14 protein-coding genes and 1 pseudogene are annotated in these 17,576 nt (G+C 61.2%); 12 read left to right on the top strand and 3 right to left on the bottom strand.

All coding sequences use genetic code 11. The features are described 5' to 3' along the window. Positions 1-120 precede the first annotated feature (120 nt). The 3 genes from A2J02_RS29000 to A2J02_RS02010 all read left to right on the top strand — a co-directional run bounded on the left by A2J02_RS29000 (position 121) and on the right by A2J02_RS02010 (position 2,521). Positions 121-705 carry a hypothetical protein gene (locus A2J02_RS29000; RefSeq protein WP_228139278.1) on the top strand — a complete coding sequence of 195 codons (585 nt, stop codon included), beginning with the start codon at positions 121-123 and terminating at the stop codon, positions 703-705. Between the two features lie 189 nt (positions 706-894). Next, a complete protein-coding gene (locus A2J02_RS28995) occupies positions 895-1,803 on the top strand; it encodes a Mu transposase C-terminal domain-containing protein (protein WP_441346983.1) in 909 nt (302 codons plus the stop codon). Positions 1,804-1,876: 73 nt separating this feature from the next. Continuing rightward, positions 1,877-2,521, top strand: coding sequence for a hypothetical protein (locus A2J02_RS02010; RefSeq protein WP_068046090.1), 645 nt, complete (start codon positions 1,877-1,879; stop codon positions 2,519-2,521). Between the two features lie 133 nt (positions 2,522-2,654). Here the strand turns inward: A2J02_RS02010 and A2J02_RS02005 are convergent, their stop codons facing one another. After that, on the bottom strand, positions 2,655-3,683 hold the full coding sequence (locus A2J02_RS02005; protein WP_068046087.1) for a helix-turn-helix domain-containing protein: 1,029 nt from the start codon (positions 3,681-3,683) through the stop codon (positions 2,655-2,657). A gap of 199 nt (positions 3,684-3,882) precedes the next feature. Further along, a complete protein-coding gene (locus A2J02_RS02000; RefSeq protein WP_045840684.1) occupies positions 3,883-4,545 on the bottom strand; it encodes a TetR family transcriptional regulator in 663 nt (220 codons plus the stop codon). A gap of 654 nt (positions 4,546-5,199) precedes the next feature. Between A2J02_RS02000 and A2J02_RS27540 the strand changes: the two genes are divergently transcribed. Continuing rightward, the gene (locus A2J02_RS27540) at positions 5,200-5,604 is read left to right on the top strand and encodes a hypothetical protein (RefSeq protein ID WP_147458399.1); all 405 of its coding nucleotides are present in this window, start codon (positions 5,200-5,202) and stop codon (positions 5,602-5,604) included. 53 nt (positions 5,605-5,657) lie between these two features. Here A2J02_RS27540 and A2J02_RS27030 read toward each other — a convergent pair whose 3' ends face one another. Continuing rightward, complete coding sequence (locus A2J02_RS27030; protein WP_183130532.1) at positions 5,658-6,911, bottom strand: PucR family transcriptional regulator; 1,254 nt, start codon at positions 6,909-6,911, stop codon at positions 5,658-5,660. Between the two features lie 429 nt (positions 6,912-7,340). On the opposite strand from A2J02_RS27030, the gene A2J02_RS01985 reads away from it, so the two are divergent. The 8 genes and pseudogenes from A2J02_RS01985 to A2J02_RS01950 all read left to right on the top strand — a co-directional run bounded on the left by A2J02_RS01985 (position 7,341) and on the right by A2J02_RS01950 (position 17,049). Next, positions 7,341-9,092, top strand: a complete 1,752-nt coding sequence (locus A2J02_RS01985; RefSeq protein ID WP_068046078.1) for an FAD-dependent oxidoreductase — start codon at positions 7,341-7,343, stop codon at positions 9,090-9,092. A 225-nt stretch (positions 9,093-9,317) separates the two neighbouring features. Next, positions 9,318-9,638: a 2Fe-2S iron-sulfur cluster-binding protein gene (locus A2J02_RS01980; protein ID WP_068046075.1), complete on the top strand. Its 321-nt coding sequence runs from the start codon at positions 9,318-9,320 to the stop codon at positions 9,636-9,638. A 24-nt stretch (positions 9,639-9,662) separates the two neighbouring features. Continuing rightward, a complete protein-coding gene (locus A2J02_RS01975; protein ID WP_027498265.1) occupies positions 9,663-11,051 on the top strand; it encodes a cytochrome P450 in 1,389 nt (462 codons plus the stop codon). After that, positions 11,048-12,256 (top strand): NAD(P)/FAD-dependent oxidoreductase, encoded by a 1,209-nt coding sequence (locus tag A2J02_RS01970; protein WP_068046072.1) that lies wholly within the window; start codon positions 11,048-11,050, stop codon positions 12,254-12,256. Before A2J02_RS01975 ends, A2J02_RS01970 begins: the two co-directional genes overlap by 4 nt. Before the next feature lie 69 nt (positions 12,257-12,325). Continuing rightward, positions 12,326-13,090 (top strand): transglutaminase-like domain-containing protein, encoded by a 765-nt coding sequence (locus A2J02_RS01965; RefSeq protein WP_068046093.1) that lies wholly within the window; start codon positions 12,326-12,328, stop codon positions 13,088-13,090. A 376-nt stretch (positions 13,091-13,466) separates the two neighbouring features. Then, positions 13,467-14,303 (top strand): SDR family oxidoreductase, encoded by an 837-nt coding sequence (locus tag A2J02_RS01960; protein WP_068046070.1) that lies wholly within the window; start codon positions 13,467-13,469, stop codon positions 14,301-14,303. A gap of 46 nt (positions 14,304-14,349) precedes the next feature. After that, positions 14,350-15,414 (top strand): BtrH N-terminal domain-containing protein, encoded by a 1,065-nt coding sequence (locus A2J02_RS01955; protein ID WP_068046065.1) that lies wholly within the window; start codon positions 14,350-14,352, stop codon positions 15,412-15,414. 439 nt (positions 15,415-15,853) lie between these two features. Continuing rightward, positions 15,854-17,049, top strand: a pseudogene (locus A2J02_RS01950) (IS110 family transposase). The last annotated feature ends 527 nt before the right edge of the window (positions 17,050-17,576 follow it).

The raw sequence follows: 17,576 nt of genomic DNA, 5'->3' as shown, positions 1-17,576 counted from the left end.
GAAGACGGCTGCACTCTTTGCAGGCGTTTCGAGGGTGAGTGCACGTGTCTTCTGACATTCTGATGTCAGAAGTGCGGTGCACGGTCGCACGTTCGGCTCTCGGTGACAGGGAGGCTTGTGGTGGACCCCGACAAGCTCGACGTCGTGGAGACCGGTGTGCTGACAGCGTCGGGGGAGCGGTGGTCCCAGGCCGAGGCCCGTTTCGCTGTCCTGGCTCCCTTGCTGGAGATGCATTCGGTGCGTTCGGAAGCGGTCGACGATGCCGCGCAACGGTTGGGATTGTCCAGGCGGCAGGTCTACACGTTGGTCGGCAGGCTCAGGAACGGGACGGGGACAGTCACCGATCTTCTGACGAAGGTCTCGTCGGGAGGGCGTGGCCGCAGCCGAGTAGCGGCTGAGGTCGAGGAAGTGATCGGCGATCATCTCACCCGCTATTTTCTTCACCGCCAGAAGCTGAGTGTCGCTGCGCTGCACCGACGTATAGCACTGGCGTGTCATCGCGCGGGTTTGCCGGTGCCGGCCAGAAATACCGTCACTGCGCGTATCGCCGCGCTCCCTCCGGCATCGGTGGCCAGGTCAGGCGGAGGACCCGATGCCGCCCGCCCACGTCAGTCCGCCGGCGACGTTCCACCGACGGTTTCGGGGATTCTCGATCAGGTCCAGATCGACCACACCGTCGTCGATCTGATGGTCGTTGACGAGTAAGAGCGGTAACCGATCGGCCGCCCCTACCTGACGATCGCCGTTGATGTCTTCAGCCGTTCCGTACTCGGGTTCGTCGTCACTCTGGAGCCGCCGTCGTCGATATCGGTCGGGTTGTGCCTGGGCCGCGTGTGCTGCGGGAAGCAGACGTGGCTGGAGGCATGCGAGCTGGCGGAGCAGGTGCAGTGGCCGATGGCGGGGAAGCCGAAGCAGTTGTATCTCGACAACGCCTCCGAGTTCAAAAGCGAAGCGCTGCGCCGCGGATGCGCCCAGCACGCCATCACCCTCGAGTACCGTCCTCCGGGCCGACCGCACTACGGCGGGATCGTCGAACGCATCATCGGAACGGCGATGACGGCGGTGCACGAGCTGCCTGGGACCACCTTCTCGAACCCAGCGGACCGAGGAAGTTACGACTCGGACAAGCACGCGGCGTTGACATTGCGTGAGTTGGAGCGTTGGCTGGTCCTGGCTATAGCCTCGTATCACGCGAGCGTTCACGCAGGGATCGGGAACACTCCGGCCGCCGTGTGGGCCGGTGGGGTCGCCGCAGTTGGTCATGCCCCTCGTGTGGTGCTCGGCGAAACCGCGTTCTTGGTGGACTTTCTTCCCGTCATCCGGCGACGTCTGACGCGGACGGGCTTCGTTCTCGATCACGTGCACTACTTCTCGAACGCGCTCAAACCGTGGGTTGCGCGGCGAGAGGATTTGGGGCGGTTCGTGATACGACGTGACCCACGCGATTTGAGCAGAATCTGGGTCCTCGAACCAGACGGTGCCGGCTATGTCGAGGTGCCGTACCGGACGATGTCACATCCCGCGGTGACACTGTGGGAGCACCGAGCTGCTATCGCCCGTCTCCGCGAACAAGGTCGGTCGAACGTCGATGAGAGCGCTCTGTTTTCGATGATCGAGCAGATGCGCGAGGTCACCGACCGCTCGCAGAAAGCCACCCGCAAAGCCCGGCGCAACCGTGCCCGCCGCATGCATCTCACCGGTGCCGCCGCGTGTGCACCGATCCCGGCGATCCACCCGCCGGTGGAGCCTCGAGCGGACGGCGGCACCGCCACGCCGGTCTTCAGCGACATCGAGGAATGGTGAGGCGATGACCGCATAGACAGGAAGTGGCGAAGAACCCGCCGAGTCGTCCATTGAGGATTTGGGGCACCTGCGGATGCCGTACACGCAGATCGCGGCCCTGCGGGCATGCGATGTCACCGCCGATGCGGGTCTCGACGCCTTTCGCGTCGAGACAGGCCGCGGCGTTCGTACCCTCACCTCCCTCGCGCTGGCGGGGACGGGCATTTCTCCGCGCACGGTGTTCCAGCGCTGGTGTGAGGTGCTCGGCCATCAGACCCGGTATGCGAGCACCCGAATGCTCGCCGACGCTCTCGATGCCGTGGACGGTACCGGGCTCGGCGGATACGACCGGTATTTCGATCCGGCCGATCGACAGCCGCTGTCGACTCCTATCGACCGGTGGGGCCACACCCCGTTGGCTGCGACCCCGCTGACCGCCCGTGCGGTAGCGGGCATCGTGCGAATGCACCTGGACGGACGGGCACCCACCCACCTGCAGCCCACTGCGCGGTCACAACATCCGGAGCAGATCGCGGCACCGGATCCAGTACCGCGGGTCCTACTCGACCCCGGCTACTACGAACGCGGAACGCTTGCGCGTAGACACGCCCACGGTCTTCTCGACGAAGTGGACTCCGTCCTCGCCGATGTCGAAACCCGCGCGGACAGCCTGTTGGAAGCTCTCGTCGACTTTCTCGAATCGGAGACCGCACGCGTGCCGGCCGACACCGTCGAGTGACAAGTGGTTGGTACTCGGGTTTGCACACACTCTTCTTCTCACGGCAGGGAGGCGGTGACGTCTCCGACATCTCCGAGATGAAGATCGACCAGGCCGCGAACGAACGAGGCATCGATCTGACCCCGTCTGTGGTCTACGTCGAATCCGGGTCGTCCGAGAGTCGTGGGTTTCGGAAATCTTTCGGAGAGCGCCCGGTCCAGCGTTTGAAGGCATGAGAGAAGTTGGCGAGGTCGCTGTATCCGAGTTCGGAAGCGATCTCGCTGACCGAAACCGAGCGATCGAGGAGCCGTAGCATCGCGCGTTCGTACAGCAGCGTGTGGCGGACCTTGCTGTAGGTGGTTCCTTCTTCGGCAAGCCGCCGTTTCAACGTGCTGCTCGACATCGACAATGCTTGTGCAACATCATGGTTGGTTCGCTGTCCGAGGTCCTTTTCCAACAGTTGCCTCACCTTCTCGGCGGATGACATGGACCCACTCCGCTGGGCGAGTGTCCGCTGCAGATCAGTGATAGCGAGTCGATATGCGAGAGGGTCCGAGAACCGACAAGCCTTGTTTAGTGTGTCCTCGGGTACGTGGACGAAGGAAATCGGAGCGTCGAAGAACCGGCGATTCGCCCCCGGACCTTTGTCGTGGCTCACCTCGGTCGGCTCCGGCCAGCTCAGATGGAGTGTCACCGGCGATATGTCACCGGCGAGCATGTCCAGCAGTCGTAATAACGCCGACCCGCCGTAGGTGATGACCAAGCAGTCCAGTGCGGAATCGCCTGTGTGCGCAGTGAGCCCGACGATCAGACCGTAGTCGCCAGTGTGGAACTGCGATTTCAACGCCGTGGAGATCAATGGCAGGTATGTCAGGAGATCGACGATCTCGGCGACCGAACCAGCGCTGATCAAAGGTGAACTCAGGGGCCCGAACGATGTCAACTGGGCCTGCTCGGCAAACGCAAGTCCGAGTCGAGTGGCGTGGGCGATATCGAGTTCGGGATAGACCTCCCGAAACCACCGTATCGGTGCCTGGACGTCATGCTGAATGAGCGTCGCTTCACTGGTTCCTTCGCGGTGCATGATTGCACGAAGGCGCGCGGCGGCGTCAGGGTCGAGTGCGCGGCGTTCGAGCAGTTGCACGAACGCAAGCGGTGGCACGCCCTCGTCGCTCAGCTTCACGGTGATTCCTTTGACCCGAATTCACAAGTTTATGACTCCACCGAACATAGCCGTCACCCACGTTTGCGACGACACTTTCGTCGATCACGCCAGGAACTGAGGTGGTGGCAAGCTGGACGGATTCTTGTCCGGAAGTTCGTTTGTCTTGAGAATGGGAATATTGCGTGACACCGACGCTAGCGGCGCTACACCGCTGTCGCTACGGTCGACCGAATCGAGTCGTCTTGCTCAACTCTGGATTGGCTTGAAAATCTTGGAACCCCTCGATGTACGGAGCGAGTAGGTCTGCGATATCGGTGGCGGTCTGGGCTGCGTCAGTCGGGGGCCGTGAGACATACGCCAAGGCCATCTGAACGATGGACGTGCTCAGGATATCGGCTTGGCGTTTCGGGGCTTGCACCCAGCATCGCTGAAATGTGGCAGAGAGGTGATCTGCGGCTCGCTCGACAAGCTGGGTGCTGTGAACAGTAATGAGCCGCAGGAGGTCTGCGGATGCGTCTTCTTCTCGTAGCGATCTGACCAATGGGTCACGTTCGGAGACGGCGAAAAACGCAGCCAAGCCTCGGCCGAGCGCCAATCTGATATCACCAACGCAAGTGTAGAGGCCATCGTCCACCACACTGACCAGCTGATCGGTCAGTCGTATCGCGTAGCTCTCCGCCACACCGCGCCGGGACCCGAACTCGTTATAGATGGTCTGTCGAGACAAACCGGCTTCCTTCGCGACCTCGGACATGGTCACGGACTTCCAGCTCTGCCGCAGCAGGAGAGCGCTCAATGCGTCTAACGCGGTCGCACGAAGGAGAGTGCTTGCCGCTGTCCGGTAGCCACCATCAGGGCGCGCAGTGTGGACGGAACTCATGAATAGAAGTCTAGGCGCGTTCGGACATTGGTGGTGGGAGATGATGTCGCTGTCGCCAGCGCGTCGATGCTGCCAGCGATGCGACCATTGGCGTTATCTGCGGGCGAACGAACCAGGCGCAGCGGTGAGCCGAACACCTACGAAGAACTCATCTGTTCTTTCGGTAGGTTTCCCGAGCGGCGTGCAGCGAACGCAGAGCATGCAATTCGGCACAACTGCCGGCGTGTGGCGTCAGAAAAGCTCTCCATTGCAGAGGTCGGCTACGCACACCCCTCGTCTGCGTAGCTCGACCTACATCTGGCTGATTTTCACGTCGCGAATATTTCGGCGTTCGATCCGACTCGCGCACCGTGGTAGGTCAACGGATTCCACGAGGGTGCCAACATGAACAGTAGGAGCGGTGTCAATGTGAAGAATGCAAAATCCAGCACGATACCTCGATTTCCACTGCAGCCATGGAGGCCTGAAGGGGCCGTCGTCGTGGTGTCGATCGTACTGGATCGGCACCGTTCTGTGATATGTCCAAGTTGGCCAAAGTCGCAAGGAGTCCTTGTTCTTTATGCACAAATCATCCTTCCCTCTTTGACACATGAGGAATAGCTATCGTACAACTAGGTCGTATCGAGTTCGCTCCCGTACTTAAAGGAATCAACCTTGAATCGAGCATTGGACCGTCTCGCAGTTCGTGGTCGGGTGCTGGTCACACCCTGCCAGGGGGAGCCCGAACTGTGGGACTACGAATCCGATCCACCCTACGAGACGGTTGCTCAGCGAGCTGCGCGTCATAAAACTGCAGCAGACTCTTGCATGAAATGTCATATACTGACCGACTGCGAGCAGTATCTTGCTACTGATCCTTCGCCAGTCGGAGTGTGGGCCGGTCGAATCTTGGAGACGTCCGAAGGATCTGTCGAATCAAATGCGGCGAACATTGCGACAGGTGAAGGAATCGAGGGCAAAGAAATGGATATGAATGACCGAATCAAGTCGCTTTCACCGAATGCGGCATTCGATATTCTGATAGCAACAATCGTGAATCAGCATGGCAATGGAGTCTGACGAACGTGACGCTGGAAACCTGGAAGGTTTGAGCCGGGTCGCAGCCACCCTGCTCAAACCGTCAACCGTGCGTCTGCTGAGCCGAGCGGTATGGGTAACTTGAGTACTGTGCTGGGTGTCCACCACGCGGCATCCAGCGCAATCCTGAGGTTCATGAGGATGCCGGCATCGTCCAGCTTGCAACCGCACTCTTTCGCTGCTTGTCGGATGCGGTATTTGACCGTGTTTCGATGGATCGTCATATCGTGAGCGGTCGCGGTAACGCTACAGTTGTTTGCTAGGTAGACTCGTAAGGTCTCGCGGAGCCTGCGGTTCCGCGCACTGTCCAGAAGCAAGCCTCCGAGTGAGTCTTCCGCTAGATCCCTTAGGATTTCCGGATCTTCGAGCAGAAGAGTGATGGCTGCAACTTCCTCGAAAGTTACCACCGGACTGATGTCGACCTTGCCGTCCGAAACTACGCGGGCCGCGCGCTCTGCCTGCCTGGCTGTCTTCCGAAAACCATTTTCACCACTCTGCACGGTTCCAATTGCTGCTCGAATTCGGCCGTACTTCTGAAGAACGTCTGTAACGCTTTCAAGGCAAATCCTTCCGGCGTGAATTATCGGAAACCAAACCAGGGATCGGGCATCGCCTTTACTGTTGACTTGCGGTCGACCGATCGTACCGAGTCTGACGCCAACGGTATCTACGAGCTGGTGCCAGGACTTTCTCGGGAATGGTTCCCGGTCATTCGTCCAAAACTCAATGGCAATATGGTTTCCTGTGAGATTGTAATATGAATCGATTTTGTATGCGCCCAAAGAATCTGTGCATGATGTCGACATTGCGCGTTCGAGTTCCGTGTTTACAGAACTATTTTCTTCACGTATCTTCGATTTCTCCGCTTCGTATTCTGAACATGCGTCCTGACACACGCGGTCTATGAAGACTGCAGACCTGCTGACCAGATGCGCAAGTTGATTCGCGGCCAACGTGTGCGTAGCACGCGAGAGCGAGAACAGGACATGCTCAAGAAATCTCGATTGGCCCAGGTGATAAGCGCGCGCGAGCGCCGTCAGCGGGACATGCGTGTGTGCGAGAACGCGAGCATGGCACAGGGCGGCATGCGGAGCTCGCAAGTTGTCGTGCTCAGTCCTGTCGGCCAGGAAGTCGATAGCCGCATTGATGTTGGCTTTCACGCTGGTGTGTAGAAGTCCGGTTGCGTCTGCATTGCCGTTCATTTCATGGATTGATGCACTTATGAATGAAGAGATATTCTCCGTCAACTCTGCCTTTCTGTCCTCCATCTCGTCCACAAGTGTTTCCATCAAATGAGTCGATATCATTTTAGTGTCATACCTATCCTGGTAGTTCAATTCTGGAGCGGCGCGCCATTTCGGTGACGATCGCTGCGGATCTACCTTGTCGATCTCGGGGCTTGCCCCGCCGCCTGTGCACCTCGGCTTCTCGTCAGAGCCCTCCTTGCTGGCTTCTGACGCACCGGCTCCTTTCGGTTCGGCTCGCCGGTGACGGAAGCGTCAGCGGCTTGTGGTTAATGAGCTGCACCACTAGTATCTGTACACGCAGGCTGCATCTGTCAATTAATTGGACAAAAAGTCATCGTCTGTATAGTAGTGTGCCCGGGTAGGCAGGCGGTCGGCTTTGGTCTCACCGTCGAGGGGGCGCACTCTCGCGCTGGGTCCCGGCCCCTGGGGCGAGGAGCAGTTATCCGGTTTGAAGAACCAGAAGGAGACGCCATGGCGACGCCACCGAGCAGTTCAATCGATTACGACGTCTTGATCGTCGGTTCGGGCTTCGGCGGAAGTGTCACCGCGCTGCGGCTGGTGGAGAAGGGGTACCGCGTCGGGATCCTCGAGGCCGGGCAACGCTTCGAGGACAAGGACTTCGCGAAGAACAGCTGGGATCTCAAGCGTTTCCTGTGGGCACCGAAGCTGGGTCTGTACGGAATCCAGCGTGTGCACCTGCTGCGCGATTGCCTCATCCTCGCCGGTGCCGGAGTGGGCGGTGGATCCCTGAATTACGCCAATACTCTCTACAAGCCGCAGGCACCGTTCTTCGAGGACAAGCAGTGGGCGCACATCACCGACTGGAGCAGTGAGCTCTCTCCGTTCTACGACCAGGCCACCCGCATGCTGGGCGTGGTGCGCAACCCACACATGACCCCGGCCGACGAGGTCATGAAGTCGGTGGCCGAGGACATGGGCGTCGCCGACACCTTCATTCAGACGCCGGTGGGAGTGTTCTTCGGAGACGAGCCCGGCAAGACCGTCCCGGACCCGTACTTCGGCGGTGCAGGTCCCGAGCGCACCGGATGCATCGAATGCGGTGAGTGCATGACCGGTTGCCGCCACGGAGCCAAGAACACCCTGCTGAAGAACTACCTCGGCCTGGCCGAGCGCGCGGGAGCCGAGATCGTGCCGATGACGACCGTGACCGGTCTCGTTCCGCGATCCGACGGCACCTGGGACGTCGACACCGAGCGCACCGGCGCTCGGCTCCGCAAGGGCAAGAAGACGTACAGCGCAGCCAATGTCGTGTTGGCCGCGGGCACCTGGGGCACCCAGAATTTGCTGCACAAGATGAAAGACACGGGCGCGCTGCCCAAGCTGTCGGACACACTCGGCGAACTGACTCGCACCAACTCCGAGTCGATCGTCGGAGCGGCCAAGCTTGCGGTCGATCCGAACATGGACCTCACGCGCGGAGTGGCCATCACGTCCTCGTTCCACCCCAGCCCCAACACGCACATCGAACCGTGCCGCTACGGCAAGGGCTCGAACGCGATGGGAATGCTGCAGACCCTGATGACCGACGGCGGCGGAAAGATCCCGCGTTGGCTCAAGTTCGTGTTCGCGTTGATCGCACACCCGGTTCAGTTCGTTCGCGTCGTCAATGTCCGGCACTGGAGCGAGCGCACCATCATCGCGCTGGTGATGCAGAACCTCGACAACTCGATCACCACATTCACCAAGCGTGGGCCGTTCGGCCGCAAGATTTCCAGCAGGCAGGGCCACGGCGAGCCGAATCCGACGTGGATCCCCGAGGGCAACGACGCCACCCGGCGCATCGCCAAGAAGATCGGCGGCGTCGCTGGAGGCACCTGGGGAGAGCTGTTCAACATCCCGCTCACCGCGCACTTCCTCGGGGGGTGCGCCATTGCCTCGGATTCGGCGCACGGCGTCATCGATCCGTACCACCGCGTCCACGGATACCCGACGCTGAGCGTGGTGGACGGGGCGGCTGTGTCGGCGAACCTCGGGGTCAATCCGTCGCTGACCATCAGCGCGCAGGCCGAGCGGTCCGCCGCATTGTGGCCGAACAAGGGCGAGCTGGATCTTCGTCCGGCACAGGGGCTTCCGTATCAGCGGCTCGATCCCATCGCCCCCAACTCGCCCGTTGTTCCGGTGGACGCTCCGGGTGGGCTGAGATTGCCTATCGTCGAGATCCGAAATGGCCATCTGGTCGCCGGTGAGACGGCTTCGCGGTGAAAGAAGTACTTGGTGAGCGCGCATTTCGAAACAGGAGCCCAGCCGCTCGATGCCTTCGTGCGGAGCGCAGAGTTGTCGCACTCCACATCTGGAGTGGACTCAGGTCGGATCTCTGGGGCGAACCGTCTGACCCGAATTCACAAGTTTTTGACTCTACGGAACATGGCCGCCATTCACGTTTGCGGCGACACTGTTATCAATCGCGAAGAAAATTGAGGAGTTGACATGGCAGTTGTAACTTTCGTCGCCCACGATGGTGGGAAGCACGAGGCGGGCTTGGTCGAAGGTCGATCGTTGATGCAGATTGCAACCGACAATGCTGTGCCGGGGATCGATGGAGACTGTGGGGGCGAAACGGCCTGTGGCACCTGCCATGTGATCGTCGACCCGCAGTGGTCAGGAGAGGTGGGTCTGTCCGGTGCCAACGAGGAGGAGATGCTGGCTATGAACCCCGAGCGTGAACCCACGTCTCGGTTGTCGTGCCAGATGGTGGCCTCAAAAGCGTGGGATGGCCTGATCGTTCGAACACCTGAATTCCAATTGTGATGTGTGAAAGGCAGGCACGACAGCATGAAAGTTTCTGAGTCGATCACCGACAAGGTCCAGTCGACCATCCCTATAGGGCTGCAGATCCAGGGCGCTCATCTGTACGACAAGACCCGACGGTGGGTGACTGGCACGAATGGCAAGAAGATCTTCGTCGAAAGTCCCATCCCACCGGTCGAGGATGTCGAGCTCGCCGACATCGACCTCAGTAACCCCTTTCTCTACAGACAAGGGCGGTGGCAGTCGTACTTCGAGCGCGTGCGGAACGAGGCACCGGTTCATTACCAACCCAACAGTCCGTTCGGCCCGTTCTGGTCGGTCACGCGCCATGCCGATATCGTGGCCGTCGACAAGAACCACGCTGTGTTCTCGGCCGAACCGTTCATCGTCATCGGCGTCCCGCCCCGGTTTCTCGATATCGAGATGTTCATCGCGATGGACCCGCCACGCCACGACAAGCAGCGCGCTGCCGTCCAGGGGGTTGTCGCACCGAAGAACCTCCGGGAGATGGAGGGACTGATCCGATCGCGGGTACGGGAGGTATTGGACGACCTCCCCTTGAACGAGCCGTTCGACTGGGTGCAGAATGTCTCGATCGAGTTGACAGCTCGGATGCTCGCAACTCTTCTGGATTTCCCCTACGAACAACGCCGCAAACTCGTCTACTGGTCCGATTTGGCAACCTCGATGGAGCAAGCCAACGGTGGGCCCTCGGACAACGACGAGGTGTTCGAGGGCATGCGTGACATGGCCCGTGGCCTCAGCGCTCTCTGGCATGACAAAGCAGCCAGGAGGTCTGCAGGGGAAGAGTCCGGTTTCGATCTGATCACCATGTTGCAGAGCAACGAGGACACCAAGGATCTGATCGATCGTCCGATGGAATTTCTGGGCAACCTCGTCCTGCTGATCGTCGGTGGGAACGACACGACGCGTAACTCGATGAGCGGTGGCGTTCTTGCGTTGAACCAATTCCCCGACCAGTTCGAGAAATTGAAGGCCAATCCCGATTTGATCCCCAACATGAACTCGGAAATCATCCGATGGCAAACACCCTTGGCGTACATGCGCCGAATTGCCAAAGCCGACACCGTTCTGAACGGACAATTCATCCGCAAGGGTGACAAATTGGTGATGTGGTATGCCTCGGGTAACCGCGACGAACGCGTTTTCGAGAATCCTGATGATTTCATCATCGATCGTGCCAATGCGCGCAATCACATCGCGTTCGGATTCGGTGTACACCGGTGTATGGGCAATCGGCTGGCCGAAATGCAGCTGCGGATTCTGTGGGAGGAGTTGCTTCCCCGCTTCGAGAACATCGAGGTCGTCGGCGACCCCGAGTATGTTCAGTCGAATTTCGTGCGGGGCATCAGCAAGATGATGGTGCGCCTGACGCCTACTTCCAGCGCATGACATCGCAACGGGCGATCATCGTCGGCGCAAGCCATGCTGGGGCACAACTGGCAGCTAGTTTGCGCCAAGAAGGTTGGACAGGCGAGATCGTCCTCATCGGTAACGAGTCTGCCACTCCCTATCAACGCCCCCCGCTGTCGAAGGCATACCTGGCGGGCAAATGCGTACTCGACGATATCGCCATTCGCAGCACGGACTTCTACTCCAAGCAAGGTATTCAGCTCCTGAACGCGCAGGTGGAGGCCATCGTTCGGTCGGAAGGCAACGTCGTTCTCGACACCGGGGAGAAGCTGGCTTACGACAAGCTCGCGCTGTGCACGGGAGCCCGCCCTCGTCGGCTCACCGTTCCCGGGGCCGATCTCCACGGGGTCTACTACCTACGTACCGCAGCGGACGTCGAGAGGATCCGTATGGCCACCGGCCCTGGCCGGCGGGTGGTGATCGTCGGAGGCGGCTACATCGGACTCGAGACAGCGGCATCGCTGCGCGCACTGGGCGTGCAGGTCACAGTTCTCGAGGCAACTGGGCGTGTGCTCGAGCGGGTCACTGCTCCCGAGGTTTCGACGTTCTTCGAGCGGATACATCGCGAGCAGGGAGTCGACATCAGAACGAACGCGATGGTCGAAGGCCTGTCCGGTGACCGTGAGGTTCGTGAAGTCAGTTTGGCCAGCGGGGAATCGATCCTCGCAGATCTGGTCATCGTCGGTGTCGGCGTCGAGCCGAACACCGACCTCGCCGCCGACGCGGGTCTTGTCATCGACAACGGCATCGTGATCGACGATCACACTCGGACCAACGACCCCGACATCATGGCGGCGGGGGACTGCGCGAGCCACGACATGGCCCGTTACGGCCGTCGACTACGGTTGGAGTCCGTCTCGAGCGCAGGAGAGCAGGCCAAAGTCGCTGCCTCGACCGCCTGCGGGAAGTCCAGAAAAATCGAAGCGTTGCCGTGGTTCTGGTCAGATCAGTATCACTTCAAGCTGCAGATCGCCGGCCTCAACACTGGATACGACGAAGTGGTTCTCAGTGGTGATCCCACCCGTGACAGTGATTTCAGTTGCTTCTATCTCCAGGCCGGTGAGCTCATTGCCGCCGACTGCATAGGTCGCCCGCGCGAGTTCATGTACAGCAAACGGGTGATCGCCCAGCGACTCTCCGTCCAACGCGAAGACCTGATGCTCGGCGGACTCGCGCGCAACTGACCGATCCTTCGGTCGTTGTGCACACAACAGCAACCGGTTTGCTCAGAGAAGGGAACATCGGCGATGACCATGACAGACCGCCCGCCCGGGGCACATACGACGCAGCCACCGCACGCGTATCTGGGAGCAACGGACTTCCTCGACATCGAGCACGAATCCGTGCGGGCGTTCACCGCCGCGGCAATCGGGGATGCGAGCAGCGACCGTGACAAGGCCAGACGCCTCTTCGCCGCCGTCCGCGACCGGATCTGGTACGACCCGTACACCGTGTCGGACGATCCTGCCCACTATCGAGCGAGCTTCGTCCTCGAGACCGGGCGCGCTTACTGCGTCCCGAAGGCGGTGCTGTTGACCGCAGTGTGCCGGGCGGCGGGTATCCCGGCACTGCTCGGTTTCGCCGACGTCCGAAATCACCTGCAGACCGAGACGTTGCGCGCGCTGATGGGCGGCACCGATCTGTTCGTCTACCACGGCTACAGTCGCCTCTACATCGAGGGCCGGTGGTTGAAGGCCACGCCGGCATTCAATGTCGAGTTGTGCGCTCGTTTCGGCGTGCCGCCAGTGGAATTCGACGGCGATCGCGATGCTCTCATGCATGCCTTCACCGCAGACGGAGCTCAGCACATGGAGTATGTCCGCGAGCGAGGAGTCTTCGATGACCTACCCTTGAACGCGATCTTGACGGTGCTTCGGCACGCCTACGGCCCCACGATCTTCACGGGCGCTCACCCACTCGACGAGGCTTTCACCGGCACACCCGATCGCCGCACCCGGCCGTACGAAAATCCGGGGATCGAAACCCGCCGCGGGAGTCTCGATGAACACAAGCGGTGAGAACATACGCCCTGAACCCCGTATCGCGGCCGACTGCCGATCGGTCGGAGCTCTCTCCGCGAACAATCGCGGTCGTGAACACTCGGACCGCCTCGGACACCTTCGAATCGGGTGAGCCGACACCTGCTGGCAGAGCTGTGCCACATGACTGTCTCGTCGGCGCGGCCGTGTTGAGGCCGGGCACCGGAAGTTGCACCGAACAGACGAGACCCGTTCTGCCGCTGGGGTTGCGGCCGATGAACGACCGATCCGAACGCCTCCCCGGGCACGAGACGCCGCGCGATACCCATATCCCTCTCCTGTGTGCGCAGCCGCTACCGCGAGAGCGGGTCGAACGGCGTGTCCCGATGTCTCTTATCTATGCAAGGAGCGCAGCATGATGAACAACGCACCTCACACCCCCGCCAGGACCGTGGCGATCACAGGTGGAGCTCGCGGCATCGGCTATCAGACAGCGAAGGAGTTGATTCGACGAGGCCACCGGGTCGCCATCGGCGACATCGACGAGGCACGTGCGAAGGAGGCCGCCGCCGAACTCGGGGTGAAGGTCGTCACCCGACTCGACGTCACCGAACCTGACTCGTTCACAACGTTTCTGGACCTGGTCGAACGTGAACTCGGACCCCTCGACATCCTGATCAACAACGCGGGCATCATGCCTACCGGCCACGCCCACGAAGAGGACGATGCAGTAACCCGGCGGCAAGTCGAGATCAATGTCCTGGGGGTCATCTTCGGGACCAAACTGGCTCTTCAGCGCATGCTGCCGCGCCGCACCGGACACATCATCAACACTGCGTCATTGGCCGGCGAGCTCGCGGTACCTGGTTTGGCGACCTACTGCGCTACCAAGTTCGCAGTCATCGGATTCACAGAGGCCGCACGACTGGAGTACCGCAAGTCAGGGGTTCGACTGTCCACAGTCCGCCCGACGTTCACCAACACCGAACTCGTCGCCGGAACCGCCGGCGCAAAGGGATTACGCAACGCCGAGCCGGAGGAGATCGCCCGCGCGACAGCAGATCTGATCGAGAATCCACGCCCCTTCGTCCGCGTCACCCGTCTCGCCGGCGCAATGGTCGCGGCGGTGAAATTCGTCCCCCGGCGTCTGGCGACCGGACTGGGTGCGGCCCTGAACACAGATTCGGTGTTCCTCGCGGACGTCGACATGGCTGCTCGCCGAACGTATCTCGACAGAATCCGGAACAGCTGAGCGTGCCGACACGCGCGCTCGACCATCCACCCGAAAGGCAGCCACAGTGACCCACACGACTCTGATCGAGAACTATCCCCACCGGATGGGAGGGCACTGCGGGTCAGGTGCAATGCGAGACCTTCTCCAGTGGCATGGTCTGGGATGGGACGGACCACCCGACGAGGGGTTGGTGTTCGCACTGGGTGGTGATCTGGGTTTGTCCTACCTGCGATCGGACGACCTGGTCCCACCGATGTACCTGGTCGGCCGCGGTGCCGACTTCGAGATCGACTTACCGCGCAGGCTCGGCGGACAAGTCGAGGTTCTCACGACCGACGATCCCGCTGAGGGATGGTCATGGGTTCGCGACGACATCGATGCGGGACGACCCAGTCTGGTCTGGGCCGATATCGCTGAGCTGCCCTACCTACGGGTGAAACTGCAGATGAGTCGTCACGACATCGTGGTGATCGGCTACGACGAGATCGGGGGGACTGCCTCGGTCGTCGACAACGATCGGGCCGATGTGCAGGAGATCCCGCTCGACGCGCTCGCTCGGGCGCGATCTTCCACCTCGTTCCCGCAACCGACACGTCACTGCACGTACCGAATCACATGGCCGCAGACACTGCCGCCCGTGTCTACTGCCGCGGCCGCGGCCTTTGCCCGATCCGCCGCCAGCATGCGCGCCCCATCGACACCGGGAATAGCCGACCACGTACCAGCGGCCGGTGCCGAAGGATTGGCCGCGGTCGACCAGCTGGCAACCGACGTCAAGAGCTGGGTCGACCTTCCGCCCGATGACCTCGAGACGTTGCTGTTCAGTCTCGGTATCTTCATCGAAAAGGCCGGAACCGGAGGCGGGCTCTTTCGTCGGCTTCTCGCCGACGGCTGTACCGAGATTGCACGTCTGACCGGGGATCCCGCTACCGCAGACCTCGCGGTGGCCGCCGATCACTGCGCCCAGGCCTGGACCGAAACTGCCCGCGCCGGAACACAACGCGGTCTCGATGTGCGAACACGCGCAGCTGCGGTGGCCGTGTCGGCTGCCAGACTGCCTGCACTCGAGCTGATCCTGGTGGAGTCCCTGGAGTCTGCTTCACGCTCGCTGTCCGCCATCACGAGATGATGCCCATCGTCGTTCGACGGCGCGCGGTAGACGGTGCATCGCACTGTGCTGCAGCCTCTCGTGCCGGATCGCCGCAGGCGTGCGGAGGCACCGAACGACCGAAGAGTTGCCGGACGGAACAGTCGAACGCCTCTCGGTGGACGCTGCATCGATGCCGTGTCGTTGCTCGGCAACAGACCCTGATCTCTGCCCCGCGCCGACAACAATTCAGCCGCCGACGGAAGCCTTCGATGTTCGCGGTCACCGTTTTCGGCTCGACGGCCGCGTCGTGTGCGCTATCGGGCCAGGCCCGTTATCTTCTAGCTGATACTTGAAACCGAGGGCTACGGTAGCCAGACCCGGTATGACTTCTCGCCCCTGTCATCGATGATCCGGGGGGGGGTGGGGGGCTGTCGCCGGGTGTTGACGTCGGATCGGTGACCGGACGAAGGACTGCTTCATGGCCACGAGCTACGCCGTGTTTTGCGGCATCGACGTGGGAAAATCCGAACATCACGCCGTCGGTCTCGCCGTCGACGGAACCCGTCTGTACGGCAAAGCCCTACCCAATGACGAGGCCCGCCTGCGCACAGTGTTCGACCGCCTCGCCACGCGCGGGCCGCTGTTGATCGTCGTCGATCAGCCTAATACGATCGGCGACGCCCTGCCGGTCACCGTCTCCCGATCCTGCGAGCACCAGTTCGCGTCCCTACCGGGTCTGTCGATGCGCCGCATCGCAGATCTGTATCCAGGGCAAGCCAAAACTGATGCGCGGGCCTGCGTTCACATCGCCGACACGGCCCGGACCATGCCCCACACGCTGCGACGAGTCGATACCGGTGATGACACACTCGCCGAGCTCGGTGTGCTGATCGGTTTCGATGACGATCTCGCCGGTGAAGCAACCCGCGTCAGCAACCGAATCCGCGGACTGCTGACCGGCATTCACCCCGCGCTCGAACGAGTCCTCGGACCGCGTGTGACACACCCGGCAGTGCTCGAGATCCTGTCCCGCTGCGGTAGCCCCGGCGGCATCCGCGCTGCTGGTAAGCGGAAACTGACCGCTTCGCCGCCAAAAACGCGCTCAGGATGGGGGCAAGACTGGTTGCGGAGATCTACGCCGCACTCGAGGCTCAGACGGTAGTAGTGCCCGGGTCTGCGGCTGCCGAGACTGTTCTACCCAAACTGGCGGACTCGCTCAAAGAGACACTGCAGCAACGCAACACAGTTGGCTCGGACGTCGAGAGGATGCTCGGTGCCCACCCTCTTTCCTCGCTCCTGATCTCGATGCCAGGCGTCGGAGTCAGGACTGCCGCACGCATCCTTCTCGAAGTCGGTGACGGATCGGCATTCAAATCAGCAGGACACCTGGCCGCCTACGCCGGCATCGCACCCGTGACCCACCGATCCGGCACCTCGATCCGAGGTGAGCATTTAGCGTGATCAGGAAACCGCAAACTCAAACGCGCGTTGTTCCTTTCGGCCTTCGCCGCGCTGCACGACCCCACCAGTCGCGCCTACTACGACCGCAAGCGAGCCGAAGGCAGGAAACACAACGCCGCGCTCATCTGCCTCGCTCGACGCCGATGCGACGTCCTGTACGCCATGCTCAAGAACAAGACCCTGTACCAACCGCCCGCAGCTCACGCAGCTTGACAGAAACCATAGGGACACGTTATTGAGGCGTGAGGTTCACCCCAACGGTACCAACGGCAGCGGTTGTACCCGCGTTCGCCGACGATCACGGTCGGATGCCGTGCGTGGGGTTGATCTGCCGCGAGGATTTCCGACACTGGAGATGACTATTCTGAAGCCGCGTTTGCGGACTGCCCGTAACTGTAGTGGACAGCGTTCGGGGTTCGGTACCCGAGCGCCGAATGGCGGTGTTGTGAACTGTAGAAGCCGTCGATGTATCTGACGATGTCTTGTCGTGCTTTGCTTTTGGTGGAGTAGATCGTTCGGTAGACGCATTCGTTCTTTGTCGGCGGCCATGAAAAACTGACCACAGGCGGCCATGAATATGCCCACTGACGGCCGATAAGAACTGACCACTCGCGGCCACGAATGTGACCGCCTGTGGCCACGAATCTGATAGTGCCCCATGGGGTGGTGTAATTCGGATCGGTGAACCATCCGGTTCATGATCAACGAGTTGTGTTGTATGTTAGGCGCTTTCGAGCTGA

Origin of the sequence: Rhodococcus sp. EPR-147, assembly GCF_001647185.1 — a bacterium.
GTDB lineage: Bacteria > Actinomycetota > Actinomycetes > Mycobacteriales > Mycobacteriaceae > Rhodococcoides.
The sequence above is the reverse complement of the archived record's forward strand: the minus strand, read 5'-3'. Positions and strand labels throughout refer to the sequence as shown.

Coding starts and splice junctions, on each gene's coding strand:
- A2J02_RS28995 (WP_441346983.1), top strand. CDS start 895: ATGGCGGGGAAGCCGAAGCAGTTGTATCTCGACAACGCCTCCGAGTTC.
- A2J02_RS02010 (WP_068046090.1), top strand. CDS start 1,877: ATGCCGTACACGCAGATCGCGGCCCTGCGGGCATGCGATGTCACCGCC.
- A2J02_RS02000 (WP_045840684.1), bottom strand. CDS start 4,545: ATGAGTTCCGTCCACACTGCGCGCCCTGATGGTGGCTACCGGACAGCG.
- A2J02_RS27030 (WP_183130532.1), bottom strand. CDS start 6,911: ATGGAAACACTTGTGGACGAGATGGAGGACAGAAAGGCAGAGTTGACG.
- A2J02_RS01985 (WP_068046078.1), top strand. CDS start 7,341: ATGGCGACGCCACCGAGCAGTTCAATCGATTACGACGTCTTGATCGTC.
- A2J02_RS01980 (WP_068046075.1), top strand. CDS start 9,318: ATGGCAGTTGTAACTTTCGTCGCCCACGATGGTGGGAAGCACGAGGCG.
- A2J02_RS01975 (WP_027498265.1), top strand. CDS start 9,663: ATGAAAGTTTCTGAGTCGATCACCGACAAGGTCCAGTCGACCATCCCT.
- A2J02_RS01970 (WP_068046072.1), top strand. CDS start 11,048: ATGACATCGCAACGGGCGATCATCGTCGGCGCAAGCCATGCTGGGGCA.
- A2J02_RS01965 (WP_068046093.1), top strand. CDS start 12,326: ATGACAGACCGCCCGCCCGGGGCACATACGACGCAGCCACCGCACGCG.
- A2J02_RS01960 (WP_068046070.1), top strand. CDS start 13,467: ATGATGAACAACGCACCTCACACCCCCGCCAGGACCGTGGCGATCACA.